Raw genomic sequence first — 12,519 nt, forward strand, 5'->3', positions numbered from 1 at the left:
TCCCCTGTAGGAGCGAGCTTGCTCGCGAAAGCGGTGGATCAGCCAGCGTTGATGTCGACTGACCCGGTGCATTCGCGAGCAAGCTCGCTCCCACAATGGATCATTCCATAGTCAGGTCAGCACCAGATAATCGCGACCTTCGACCTGGCCCCGTCGCAGCGGGTTCCGCGTGCAATAGGCGGCATAGGCCGCGTCGACGAAGCGGTACATCAGGTGCTCGTCGCGTCCATGGGGAATGCCCAGGCGGGTGGCCTGGATGATGTGGGCTGGGGTCTGTCCGACATCCTCCACCAGTAAAATTTCATGATCGAAGCGCTTGGCGTCCCATACCGGCACCTTCAAGCCCAGCGACTTGCAGAGCAGTGTCTGCCCCGCGCAGAGCTTTTGCGAGGGGCGAGGGCGGCCTTGGGCGTCGGGGTTGTTCAACAACATCTGCGCAAGGCTCGCCGACCCGCTCAACTCGTCGACCCAGGGGTAGGCGGATTTGATCAGCACGGCATTGCCCGGCCCTTGGGCGCTGAAGTTGAGTGAATCGCCGCCGCGAGCGTAGTACATATAGATATGCCCGCCATCCAGAAACAAAGCCTTACGCTTTTCTGTGTAGCCGAGGGAGGCGTGGCTGCCTTTTTCTGCGCAGTAATAGGCTTCTGTCTCGATGATCCGCGCGCTGAGCCACAGATCGCCGACCCGATGGCGGATGACTTTTCCGAGTAGATCGCGGGCGAGAACTTGCGCGTCGCGGTCGAAAAACGCGTCCGGAAGGCCCTTGGGCAGGCCCTCGGCGGAGGCGCGAACAGTCAGGTTAGTCATGATGAACGGCGTTTATCAGGGCTGAGTGAGTCGTGATGATAACAATTTGCAGCTTAATCCCGGCTGAACGTCGGCAAATTGCCCTCGATTTCGACCATCCGCCCGTCACCGCTGTTAGTCGGCGGACGCGACAGCTATAATCTGCCGCTTTACTCTTTACCAAGACCTTAGCAAAGACCACTCCAGACCATGACTGAGTCCGTTCTTGACTACATGACCCGCCTGGGTCGCGCTGCCCGCGAGGCTTCCCGCGTGATCGGCCGTGCCAGCACCGCGCAGAAAAACCGCGCGCTGCAGGCGGCTGCCAATGCGCTGGATGCAGCCCGCGGCGAATTGACCGCGGCCAATGAGCTGGACCTGGCGGCTGGTCGCGCCAATGGTCTGGAGCCGGCCCTGCTCGAGCGTCTGGCGCTGACCCCGGCGCGTATCGACGGCATGATCGTTGGCCTGCGCCAGGTCGCGGCGTTGCCCGACCCGGTCGGCGCGATCCGCGACATGAGCTATCGCCCGTCGGGTATCCAGGTGGGCAAGATGCGCGTCCCGCTTGGCGTGATCGGGATCATCTACGAGTCACGGCCGAATGTGACCATCGATGCGGCCAGCCTGTGCCTGAAGTCTGGCAACGCGACCATCCTGCGCGGCGGCTCCGAAGCCATTCATTCCAATCGTGCCATCGCCGCCTGCATCCAGCGCGGCCTGGCCGAGGCCGATCTGCCGGCCGCCGTGGTGCAAGTGGTGGAAACCACTGATCGCGCTGCCGTTGGTGCGCTGATCAGCATGCCTGAATACGTCGACGTCATTGTGCCCCGTGGTGGCCGTGGCCTGATCGAGCGCGTCAGTCGGGATGCCCGGGTGCCGGTGATCAAGCACCTGGACGGTATCTGCCACGTTTTCGTGAGCGAGCACGCCGACCTGGCGAAAGCCCAGCGCATCGCGTTCAACGCCAAGACTTACCGCTACGGCATCTGCGGGGCGATGGAGACGCTGCTGGTCGATCAAATCGTTGCCAAAGATTTCCTGCCGGCGATGGCGGCCCAGTTCCGCGAAAAAGGCGTCGAACTGCGCGGCTGCGATCGCACCCGGGCAATCATCGATGCCGTGCCGGCCACGCAAGAGGACTGGAGCACCGAGTACCTGGCACCCATCTTGTCGATCCGCGTGGTCGACGGGCTTGACCAGGCGATCGAGCACATCAACCATTTTGGCTCCCATCACACCGATTCGATTGTCAGCGAACACCAGGGCGACACCCGGCGTTTCGTGACTGAAGTCGATTCTTCGTCGGTGATGATCAACACCCCGACCTGCTTCGCCGATGGCTTCGAATACGGATTGGGTGCCGAGATCGGCATTTCTACTGATAAGCTGCACGCCCGCGGCCCGGTCGGTCTCGAAGGTCTGACCTGCGAGAAGTACATCGTGGTCGGTGATGGCCAGTTGCGCGGACAGGAGCCGGCCTGACTTGGGCGACCTCGACCCGTCAGTCCCGGTCACCGCCAGCGCGCCTGCACCTCGACGCATCGGCGTACTGGGCGGGACCTTCGATCCGGTGCACATCGGCCATTTGCGGGGTGCGCTGGAAGTCGCCGAATCGCTGGCGCTCGATGAACTGCGCCTGACACCCAGTGCCAGGCCGCCCCATCGGGGTACGCCGCAGGTGTCGGCGAAAGACCGTCTGGCGATGGTCGAATGCGCGGTGGCCGGTGTGGCACCGTTGGTGGTGGACGACCGCGAATTGCAGCGGGACAAACCGTCCTACACCATTGATACCCTGGAGTTGATGCGTGCCGAAATGCCCGCCGAGACCCAGGTTTTTCTGCTTTTGGGCTGGGACGCATTTTGCGGCCTGCCCACTTGGCACCGCTGGGAAGAGTTGCTCCAGCATTGCCATATCCTGGTGTTGCAACGCCCGGATGCCGACAGCGAACCGCCGGATGCCTTGCGCAACCTGCTGGCAGCGCGCTCGGTGAGCGACCCGCTGGCCCTCAAGGGGCCGAGCGGACAGATTGCATTCGTCTGGCAGACACCGCTCGCGGTTTCCGCCACCCAGATCCGTCAACTGCTGGCCAGCGGTAAGTCGGTACGTTTCCTGGTGCCCGACGCGGTCCTGGCCTACATCGATGCGCACGGACTTTACCGTGCGTCGAACTGAATAGGAGTGCTTCAAGGCACGTGGCAACAACGTGTACCGAAGCGCCCGAACATACGAGCAAAACGAGTTTTATATGACGAGCAACAACGAAAGCAAAGTTAAACGCAAAGGCACGTTCAAGAGCGCTCCGCTGCCTGAGAAGGTACTGGCTGCCGAACCGCCAAAAGGCGACGAGCTGGTCAAGATCGCCGTAGCCGCCCTGGAAGACGTCAAGGCCCAGGACGTGCTGGTGATCGATGTTCGCGACAAGCAGAGCATCACTGACTACATGATCATCGCCACTGGTACCTCCAACCGCCAGATCGGCGCGATGCTGGACAAGGTTCGCGAAGCCGTCAAAGCCCTGGGCATCAAGCCGCTGGGTGAAGAAGGCAAGGGCGACAGCGACTGGGTGCTGTTGGACATGGACGACGTGATCGTTCACATGATGACCTCCAATGCCCGCCAGTTCTACGACCTGGAGCGCCTGTGGAAAGGTGCCGAGCAGAGCCGTGCCGCTGATGGCAAACACCACAGCCCTGAAGTCGGTCATGAGCATTTCACCAAGCTCAACAAAGACCAGGAATAAGGAACGGCTGTGCGACTGCGACTGATCGCCGTCGGTTCCCGCATGCCCAAGTGGGTGGAAGAAGGCTGGCATGAATATGCCAAGCGTCTTCCGTCCGAATTGGCGCTGGAACTGGTGGAAATACCGCTCAATACCCGTGGCAAGAACGCCGACGTGGCGCGCTTCATCCGTCAGGAAGGCGAAGCCATGCTGGCCAAGGTCGGGCCAAACGAGCGCGTTGTCACCCTCGAAGTCCACGGCAAGCCCTGGAGCACCGAGCAGCTGGCGGTCGAGCTCGATCGCTGGCGGCTGGACTCGCGCACGGTCAACTTCATGGTTGGCGGCCCCGAAGGGCTGGCACCGGAAGTCTGCGCCCGTGCCGATCAGCGCTGGTCGCTATCACCGCTGACGTTGCCGCACCCGCTGGTGCGCATCCTCATCGGCGAGCAGCTGTATCGTGCCTGGACAGTGCTGTCCGGTCACCCTTACCACAAGTAGTTGCGCCCTCATGTCCCAACCGATCCGCATCAAGGACCACGAAAAAGACGCCCGTCTGGTGCGTGGCCGCGTCGTGTTCGGTGCCATTGCAGTGGTGCTGCTCATTGGGGTGCTGATCGCGCGCCTGTATTTCCTGCAGGTCATCCAGTACGAATACCACTCGACCCTGTCGGAAAACAACCGCGTCCATGTGCAGCCGATTCCGCCGACCCGCGGCTTGATTTTCGACCGCAACGGCGTGGTGATTGCTGACAACCGACCCAGCTTCAGCCTGAGCATGACCCGCGAGCGCTCTGGCGATTGGCAGCAAGTGCTCGATGTGATCGTCGAAGTGCTGGAGCTGACGCCCGAGGACCGGGTGATTTTCGAGAAGCGCATGCGCCAGGGGCGACGGCCGTTCGAGCCGGTGCCGATCCTGTTTGAACTGACCGAAGAGCAGATCGCCCGCATTGCCGTTAATCAATTCCGCCTGCCCGGGGTGGAAGTGGTCGCGCAACTGGTCCGTCACTATCCGCAGGGTGCGCACTTTGCCCACTCGGTGGGTTACATGGGGCGGATCAACGAGAAAGAGTTGAAGTCGCTCGATCCGGTCAATTACAGCGGCACCCATCACATCGGCAAAACCGGCATCGAACGTTTCTACGAGCCGGAACTGCACGGCCAGGTGGGTTACGAGGAAGTCGAGACCAACGCCCGCGGACGCGTATTGCGGGTGCTCAAGCGTACCGAACCGATTTCCGGCAAGGACATCGTCCTGAGCATGGATATCAAGTTGCAGGAAGCCGCTGAAGCCGCGCTTGGCGGGCGTCGTGGCGCGGTGGTGGCGCTGGACCCGAAAACCGGCGAGGTGCTGGCGATGGTCAGCCAGCCGAGCTTCGACCCGAACCTGTTCGTCACCGGCATCAGTTTCAAGGCCTATTCCGAGCTGCGCGACTCCATCGACCGGCCGCTGTTCAACCGTGTCCTGCGTGGCCTTTATCCGCCGGGTTCGACCATCAAGCCGGCGGTAGCGATCGCGGGGCTGGACGCGGGCGTGGTGACCGCGTCATCCCGGGTGTTCGACCCGGGTTACTACATGCTGCCCAACTACGATCACAAATACCGCAACTGGAACCGTACCGGCGACGGCTTTGTCGACCTGGATACGGCGATCATGCGGTCCAACGATACCTACTTCTATGACCTGGCCCACAAGCTGGGGATCGATCGGTTGTCGGCGTACATGACCAAGTTCGGCATTGGCCAGAAGGTCTCCCTGGACATGTTCGAAGAATCGCCGGGGCTGATGCCGACCCGCGAATGGAAGCGAGCGACCCGCCGACAGGCGTGGTTCCCGGGGGAAACGCTGATCCTGGGGATCGGCCAGGGCTACATGCAGTCGACGCCATTGCAGCTGGCCCAGGCCACGGCACTGGTGGCCAACAAAGGCGTGTGGAACCGTCCACACCTGGCCAAGACCATCGAAGGCGAGAAGCCGGTGGACGAGAACCCGATGCCGGACATCATCCTGCGCGATCCGTCGGACTGGACGCGGGTCAACCATGGCATGCAGCAGGTCATGCACGGCGCCCGAGGCACCGCGCGCAAGGCCTCGATCGGTGCGCAGTACCGGATTGCCGGCAAGAGTGGTACCGCCCAGGTGGTGGCGATCAAGCAAGGCGAGAAGTACGACCGTTCCAAGGTCCAGGAGCGTCATCGCGACCACGCCCTGTTCGTTGGCTTCGCCCCGGCCGACGATCCGAAGATCGTGGTGTCGGTGATGGTCGAGAACGGTGAATCCGGCTCCGGCGTGGCCGCGCCGGTGGTGCGTCAAGTCATGGACGCCTGGCTGCTGGGCCAGGACGGCCGCCTGAAGCCCGAATACGCCGCCCCAATCAGTGCAGAGGCAACCGCCCGTGATGAATAATTTTGATCGCATGCTCTCCAGCGAGGATGTGATGCGTCGTCGTGCAACGCTGCTGCAGCGCCTGCACATCGACGGCCCGCTACTGATCCTGCTGCTGACCCTGGCTGCCGGCAGCCTGTTCGTGCTGTATTCGGCCAGTGGCAAGAGCTGGGATTTGCTGGCCAAGCAGGCGACGTCGTTCGGCATCGGCCTGGTGTCGATGATCGTTATCGCTCAGTTCGAACCGCGTTTCATGGCGCGCTGGGTGCCGGTCGGTTATGTGATCGGCGTGCTTTTGCTGGTCGTGGTTGACGTCATGGGCCACAACGCCATGGGCGCCACGCGCTGGATCAATATTCCCGGCGTCATACGCTTCCAGCCTTCGGAATTCATGAAGATCCTGATGCCGGCGACCATTGCCTGGTACCTGTCCAAGCGCACCTTGCCGCCGCAGCTCAAGCATGTCGGCATCAGCCTGATGCTGATCGGCATCCCGTTCATTCTCATCGTGCGCCAACCGGATCTCGGCACCTCGCTGCTGATCCTGGCCGGCGGCGCCTTCGTGCTGTTCATGGGGGGGCTGCGCTGGCGCTGGATTGTCAGTGTGCTGGCGGCCGCCGTGCCCGTGGCGATCGCCATGTGGTTCTTCATCATGCACGACTACCAGAAACAGCGGATCCTGACCTTCCTCGACCCTGAAAGCGATCCGTTGGGTACCGGCTGGAACATCATTCAGTCCAAGGCCGCGATCGGTTCCGGCGGCGTGTTCGGCAAGGGCTGGTTGCTGGGCACCCAGTCACATCTGGATTTCCTCCCGGAAAGCCACACCGACTTCATCATCGCGGTACTGGGGGAGGAGTTCGGCCTGGTGGGCATTTGCGCGCTGCTGCTGATCTACCTGCTGTTGATCGGTCGCGGGCTGGTGATTACCGCCCAGGCGCAGACCTTGTTCGGCAAATTGCTGGCGGGTGCCTTGACCATGACATTTTTTGTGTATGTTTTCGTCAATATCGGTATGGTCAGCGGCCTGTTGCCGGTGGTGGGGGTGCCGTTGCCGTTCATTAGCTACGGAGGAACTTCGCTGGTGACGCTGCTGTCAGCGTTTGGGGTTTTGATGTCGATCCATACCCATCGCAAGTGGATCGCGCAGGTTTGAATAAGGTGAAGAGTTCAATGCAAGCAATGCGTGGCTGGGCGACTCGATACGCGCCATGGGTCGGCCTGGTAAGCATCCTTGGCACTGCGCAACAAGCGTTGGCCGGCGATTACGACGGCTCGCCACAAGTGGCCGAGTTCGTCGGTGAGATGACCCGCGACTATGGTTTCGCCGGTGAGCAACTGATGGGCGTGTTCCGCGAGGCGCAGCGCAAGCAGTCGATCCTGGATGCCATTTCGAAACCGGCCGAACGGGTCAAGCAGTGGAACGAATACCGGCCGATGTTCATTACCGATGCGCGGATTGCCCGTGGCGTCGACTTCTGGCGTCAGCATGAGGCCGTGCTGGCCCGTGCCGAGCAGGAATACGGCGTACCGGCGCAGGTGATCGTCTCGATTATCGGTGTTGAGACCTTTTTTGGCCGCAATACCGGCAATTTCCGGGTAATTGATGCCTTGTCGACCCTCGGTTTCGACTATCCTCCCCGTGCCGAATTTTTCCGCAAGGAATTGCGTGAGTTCCTGCTGCTGGCCCGGGAAGAGCAGGTCGACCCACTGACCCTCAAGGGCTCCTACGCCGGCGCCATGGGCTTGCCGCAGTTCATGCCGAGCAGCTTTCGCGCCTATGCGGTGGACTTCGACGGAGACGGACACATCAATATCTGGAACAACCCGGACGATGCCATTGGCAGCGTCGCCAGCTATTTCAAGCGCCACGGCTGGGTTGCCGGCGAGCCGGTGGTCAGCCGCGCCGACGTGCGCGGCGAACAGGTGGACGATGGTTTGACCGCCGGTATCGAGCCGACTAAAACCGTTGGAGAGTTGCGGGCCCTGGGCTGGTCAAGTCATGATGCGCTGCGCGATGATATGCCGGTTACCGCATTCCGCCTGGAAGGCGACAATGGCCCTGAATACTGGATGGGCCTGAAGAATTTCTACGCGATCACGCGATATAACCGCAGCGTGATGTACGCCATGGCCGTACATCAACTGTCTGAACAGCTGGTCCAAGCACGGGGCGTCAAGTAATGCGGGCATTGCCTATGAATAAACCCCTGAAGCTGATGGCATTTGCCGCGTTGGCAGTGCTGGTTGCCAGTTGTTCGACCAGCCGCGCGCCGGCGCAGAAGACTACCACCGCCGTGCGCTCGACGCCGGGGCTGGACATCAACCGTGCCCACAAGGATGGCGCGCCATGGTGGGACGTCGACGTTTCCCGCATCCCGGACGCCACGCCAACCCTGCACACCGGCCCATACAAGGCCAACCCGTACACGGTGCTGGGCAAGACTTACTTTCCGTTGCAGGAGTCCAAGACCTACGTGCAGTCGGGTACGGCGTCCTGGTACGGCACCAAATTCCACGGTCAGAACACCGCCAACGGCGAAGTCTATGACCTGTACGGCATGAGTGCCGCGCACAAGACATTGCCACTGCCAAGTTACGTCCGGGTGACCAACCTGGACAACAACAAGAGCGTGATCCTGCGTGTCAACGATCGCGGGCCGTTCTATTCGGACCGGATCATCGACTTGTCCTATGCCGCTGCGAAGAAGCTCGGTTACGCCGAAACCGGCACCGCGCGGGTCAAGGTCGAAGGCATCGACCCGCAGCAATGGTGGGCCGCCAAAGGCCGTCCGGCGCCATTGATGCTCAATGAGCCGAAAGTCGCGCAGAATAGCGCCCCGGTGATCACGGCCTCGGCCGGCACCGTCGAGCAATGGACGCCACCGCCGCAGCAACACGCCGCCGCCGTTGTCCCGGTACAAGTGGATGCAAAAAAAAACGCTTCTGCATCAGCGTCTGGCCAGTATCTGCAGGTGGGCGCGTTCGCCAACCCGGACGCTGCCGAACTGCTGAGGTCCAAGCTCAGCGGGATGGTGAGCGCTCCGGTGTTCATCAGCTCGATCGTGCGCAATCAACAGACACTGCATCGGGTGCGCCTGGGGCCGATCGGTTCGCCGGGTGAAATTCAGCAAGTGCAGAACAGTGTGCGCCTGGCTAATCTCGGTTCGCCGAGCGTAGTGACCGAGTAAGCCACTGAGTAATACGTAGAACTTGATTGACGGTTCATCTGCGGTTTTGGGGGGTGGACCAGGTTGTTGGCTCGTTGAAGAACAAAAGCCCGGCAAGGGTTACTGAGTGAGCAGCTGAACACGCGACGGCCCGTTAGAAGGCTGTCTGAATAGTTTTGCCCTCGGGCAAGTTTCCATTAGCGATTTCGAGAGACGGATGAACATCACCACCTTTGCCAAACGCCTGTGCCTTCTAGTCCCGCTGCTCCTCTCGCCTGCCGCATTCGCGGTCGAGATGATGCCGTCGCCACCGCAACTGGCCGCCAAGGCCTACGTGCTCATGGACGCCAGCAGCGGCAACGTGCTGGTCGAAAACAATGGTGACCAGCGTCTGCCGCCAGCCAGCCTGACCAAGCTGATGACCGCGTACATCGCGACCCTCGAAATCCGTCGCGGCCAGATCGGTGAAAACGATCCGGTGACCGTCAGCGAAAACGCCTGGCGTACCGGCGGCTCGCGGATGTTCATCAAGGTCGGCTCGCAGGTAACTGTCAGCGACCTGCTGCACGGCATCATCATCCAGTCGGGTAACGACGCCAGCGTTGCGCTGTCCGAGCACATCGCCGGCAGCGAAGACGCGTTCGCCGACATGATGAACAAGACCGTGGCTGACCTGGGCATGACCAACAGCCACTTCATGAACCCGACCGGCCTGCCGAACCCCGAGCACTACTCGTCGGCGCACGACATGGCCGTGCTGGCTCGCGCGATCATCCACGAAGACCCGGCTCACTATGCGATCTACTCGCAGAAAGAGTTCTTCTGGAACGGCATCAAGCAACCGAACCGCAACCTGCTGCTGTGGCGTGACAAGACCGTTGACGGTCTGAAAACCGGTCACACCGACGAAGCCGGCTACTGCATGGTGTCTTCGGCCGTACGTGATGGCATGCGCCTGATCGCCGTGGTGTTCGGCACCAACAGCGAAGTGGCCCGCGCCGCCGAAACCCAGAAGCTGCTGACCTACGGGTTCCGCTTCTTCGAAACCCAGACCTTCTATCAGAAGGGCACCGAACTGGCCCAGGCTCCGGTCTGGAAAGGCGCCACCAACCAGATCAAGGCAGGCCTGGCACAAGACCTGACCATGACCCTGCCAAAAGGCCAGCTGAAAAAGCTCGCCGCCAGCATGACCATGAACCCGCAGCTGGTTGCGCCAATCGCCAAGGGCGACGTGATCGGCAAAGTCGAAGTCAAACTGGAAGACAAGGTGGTGCACAGCGCCGACCTGATCGCTCTGGATGGCGTCGAAGAGGGTGGTATCTTCCGTCGCATGTGGGATAGCATCCGTCTATTCTTCTACGGCTTGTTCAACTGATAGTGTGCACCAGCATGGCCCCCGCGCTGATCCGGCGTGGGGCTATGCCCGTCGCCACGGCTTACGCTTACGAGGCCGTTACGCCATGACCGATACCGAAGTAAAGGCGCCCAAGATCGAATTCCCCAACGTTGATTACCCGGTTAAGGTGATCAGCGATACTGGTGTGGGCAACAAGGACAAGATCATCGAGATCGTCAAGAAACACGCGACGATCAACCATGACCGCGTGGATGAGCGCCAGAGCACCAACGGCAAATACACCACCATCCAGTTGCACATCGTCGCGACCGACCAGGACCAGCTGTACAACATCAACAGCGAACTGCGAGCCACCGGTTTCGTGCACATGGTGCTGTGATGTCCGCCGCGGTGGGTTTTCGCGAGCTTGGCCAGATGGCTTACGAGCCGGTCTGGCATGCCATGCAGCGCTTCACCAACGAACGCGGCAGCGATGCCGCCGACGAGATCTGGCTGGTCGAACACCCGCCGGTCTTCACCCAGGGCCAGGCCGGCAAGGCCGAGCACTTGCTGCTGCCGGGCGATATCCCGGTGGTGCAGGTTGATCGCGGTGGCCAGGTGACGTATCACGGGCCCGGGCAACTGGTGGCCTACCTGTTGCTGGACGTACGCAAGCTGGGTTTCGGCGTACGCGACCTGGTAAGTCGCATGGAGGCATGCCTGATCGAGCTGCTCGCCAGTTACGGCGTGACCGCCGCGGCCAAGCCGGATGCGCCGGGCGTGTACGTCGATGGCGCGAAAATCGCTTCCCTGGGTCTGCGGATCCGCCACGGTTGTTCCTTTCATGGCCTGGCCCTGAACGTGGACATGAACCTGGAACCGTTTCGACGGATTAATCCCTGCGGCTACGCCGGGCTGGCGATGACCCAGCTGAGCGATCACGCAGGATCGATTGAATTTGCCGAGGTAAGTGCCCGGCTGCGCGCGCAGCTCGTCAAACACCTCGACTATGCTGAGCAGACGACCCTCACGGGCGGAATCGACTGATATGACTACTGATGCAGTGCAAACCATGATCCCGACGCTCGATGTCACCGAGCGCCCGGCCCCGCGTGCCAAGGTTGAAGCCGGCGTCAAGCTGCGCGGCGCCGAGAAGGTTGCACGCATCCCGGTAAAGATCATTCCGACCACCGAACTGCCGAAGAAGCCTGACTGGATTCGCGTACGCATCCCGGTCTCTCCGGAAGTCGACCGCATCAAGGCCTTGCTGCGCAAACACAAGCTGCACAGCGTGTGCGAAGAAGCGTCCTGCCCGAACCTGGGCGAGTGCTTCTCCGGCGGCACCGCGACCTTCATGATCATGGGTGACATCTGCACCCGTCGTTGCCCGTTCTGCGACGTCGGCCACGGCCGTCCGAAGCCACTGGACGTCAACGAGCCGCAAAGCCTGGCCATCGCCATCGCCGACCTGAAACTCAAGTACGTGGTGATCACCTCGGTCGACCGCGACGACCTGCGTGACGGCGGTGCCCAGCACTTTGCCGACTGCATCCGCGAAATCCGCAAGCTGTCGCCGAACGTACAGCTCGAAACCCTGGTTCCGGATTACCGTGGCCGCATGGACATCGCCCTGCAAATCACCGCCGCCGAGCCGCCGGATGTGTTCAACCACAACCTGGAAACCGTGCCGCGCCTGTACAAGGCTGCGCGTCCGGGTTCGGACTACCAGTGGTCGCTGACCCTGCTGCAACGCTTCAAGCAGATGATGCCGCACATTCCGACCAAGTCCGGCCTGATGCTGGGCCTGGGCGAAACCGACGAAGAAGTCATCGAAGTCATGAAGCGCATGCGCGAGCACGACATCGACATGCTGACCCTCGGCCAGTACCTGCAACCGTCGCGCAGTCACTTGCCGGTGCAGCGTTTCGTGCACCCGGATACCTTTGCCTGGTTCGCAGAGGAAGGTTACAAAATGGGCTTCAAGAACGTTGCTTCCGGCCCGCTGGTACGCTCTTCGTACCACGCCGACGAGCAGGCGAAGCTGGTCAAGGCCGAGTTGATGTCGTCCTGATTCGGCCATGAACAAACAGCCCGCAACGTTCAATCGGCCTTGCGGGCTTT

Annotated in this window: 13 protein-coding genes; 12 read left to right on the forward strand and 1 reads right to left on the reverse strand. The window is 61.5% G+C overall.

The window, feature by feature from the left end; genetic code table 11:
- Positions 1 to 111: 111 nt before the first annotated feature.
- Entirely contained in the window at positions 112 to 810 is a 699-nt protein-coding gene (locus tag NPS56_RS09855; protein ID WP_274074452.1) for a DNA-3-methyladenine glycosylase, read from the reverse strand.
- 189 nt (positions 811 to 999) lie between these two features.
- On the opposite strand from NPS56_RS09855, the gene NPS56_RS09860 reads away from it, so the two are divergent.
- The 12 genes from NPS56_RS09860 (at position 1,000) to lipA (ending at position 12,469) form a co-directional block, all read left to right on the forward strand.
- The gene (locus NPS56_RS09860; protein WP_274074453.1) at positions 1,000 to 2,271 is read left to right on the forward strand and encodes a glutamate-5-semialdehyde dehydrogenase; all 1,272 of its coding nucleotides are present in this window, start codon (positions 1,000 to 1,002) and stop codon (positions 2,269 to 2,271) included.
- Between the two features lies 1 nt (position 2,272).
- Positions 2,273 to 2,962 (forward strand): nicotinate-nucleotide adenylyltransferase, encoded by a 690-nt coding sequence (gene nadD / locus NPS56_RS09865; protein WP_274074454.1) that lies wholly within the window; start codon positions 2,273 to 2,275, stop codon positions 2,960 to 2,962.
- Between the two features lie 73 nt (positions 2,963 to 3,035).
- Positions 3,036 to 3,530 (forward strand): ribosome silencing factor, encoded by a 495-nt coding sequence (gene rsfS / locus NPS56_RS09870; RefSeq protein WP_008065972.1) that lies wholly within the window; start codon positions 3,036 to 3,038, stop codon positions 3,528 to 3,530.
- Positions 3,531 to 3,539: 9 nt separating this feature from the next.
- Complete coding sequence (gene rlmH / locus NPS56_RS09875; RefSeq protein WP_007937439.1) at positions 3,540 to 4,007, forward strand: 23S rRNA (pseudouridine(1915)-N(3))-methyltransferase RlmH; 468 nt, start codon at positions 3,540 to 3,542, stop codon at positions 4,005 to 4,007.
- Between the two features lie 10 nt (positions 4,008 to 4,017).
- Entirely contained in the window at positions 4,018 to 5,913 is a 1,896-nt protein-coding gene (mrdA, locus tag NPS56_RS09880) for a penicillin-binding protein 2 (protein WP_274074455.1), read from the forward strand.
- Between the two features lie 31 nt (positions 5,914 to 5,944).
- Positions 5,945 to 7,048: a rod shape-determining protein RodA gene (gene rodA, locus NPS56_RS09885; RefSeq protein ID WP_274074601.1), complete on the forward strand. Its 1,104-nt coding sequence runs from the start codon at positions 5,945 to 5,947 to the stop codon at positions 7,046 to 7,048.
- 17 nt (positions 7,049 to 7,065) lie between these two features.
- Positions 7,066 to 8,076 carry a lytic murein transglycosylase B gene (gene mltB, locus NPS56_RS09890; protein WP_274074456.1) on the forward strand — a complete coding sequence of 337 codons (1,011 nt, stop codon included), beginning with the start codon at positions 7,066 to 7,068 and terminating at the stop codon, positions 8,074 to 8,076.
- Positions 8,076 to 9,083 carry a septal ring lytic transglycosylase RlpA family protein gene (locus NPS56_RS09895; protein WP_274074457.1) on the forward strand — a complete coding sequence of 336 codons (1,008 nt, stop codon included), beginning with the start codon at positions 8,076 to 8,078 and terminating at the stop codon, positions 9,081 to 9,083. The genes mltB and NPS56_RS09895 overlap by 1 nt, the downstream gene beginning before the upstream one ends.
- Positions 9,084 to 9,279: 196 nt before the next feature.
- Positions 9,280 to 10,437, forward strand: a complete 1,158-nt coding sequence (locus tag NPS56_RS09900; protein WP_274074458.1) for a D-alanyl-D-alanine carboxypeptidase family protein — start codon at positions 9,280 to 9,282, stop codon at positions 10,435 to 10,437.
- 85 nt (positions 10,438 to 10,522) lie between these two features.
- Positions 10,523 to 10,798 (forward strand): DUF493 domain-containing protein, encoded by a 276-nt coding sequence (locus tag NPS56_RS09905; RefSeq protein WP_003215438.1) that lies wholly within the window; start codon positions 10,523 to 10,525, stop codon positions 10,796 to 10,798.
- Positions 10,798 to 11,445: a lipoyl(octanoyl) transferase LipB gene (gene lipB / locus NPS56_RS09910; RefSeq protein ID WP_274074459.1), complete on the forward strand. Its 648-nt coding sequence runs from the start codon at positions 10,798 to 10,800 to the stop codon at positions 11,443 to 11,445. The genes NPS56_RS09905 and lipB overlap by 1 nt, the downstream gene beginning before the upstream one ends.
- 1 nt (position 11,446) lies before the next feature.
- Positions 11,447 to 12,469 carry a lipoyl synthase gene (gene lipA / locus NPS56_RS09915; RefSeq protein ID WP_406591207.1) on the forward strand — a complete coding sequence of 341 codons (1,023 nt, stop codon included), beginning with the start codon at positions 11,447 to 11,449 and terminating at the stop codon, positions 12,467 to 12,469.
- Positions 12,470 to 12,519: the final 50 nt, after the last annotated feature.

This window comes from Pseudomonas putida (assembly GCF_028682635.1).
Taxonomy (GTDB): Bacteria; Pseudomonadota; Gammaproteobacteria; order Pseudomonadales; family Pseudomonadaceae; genus Aquipseudomonas; species Aquipseudomonas putida_AE.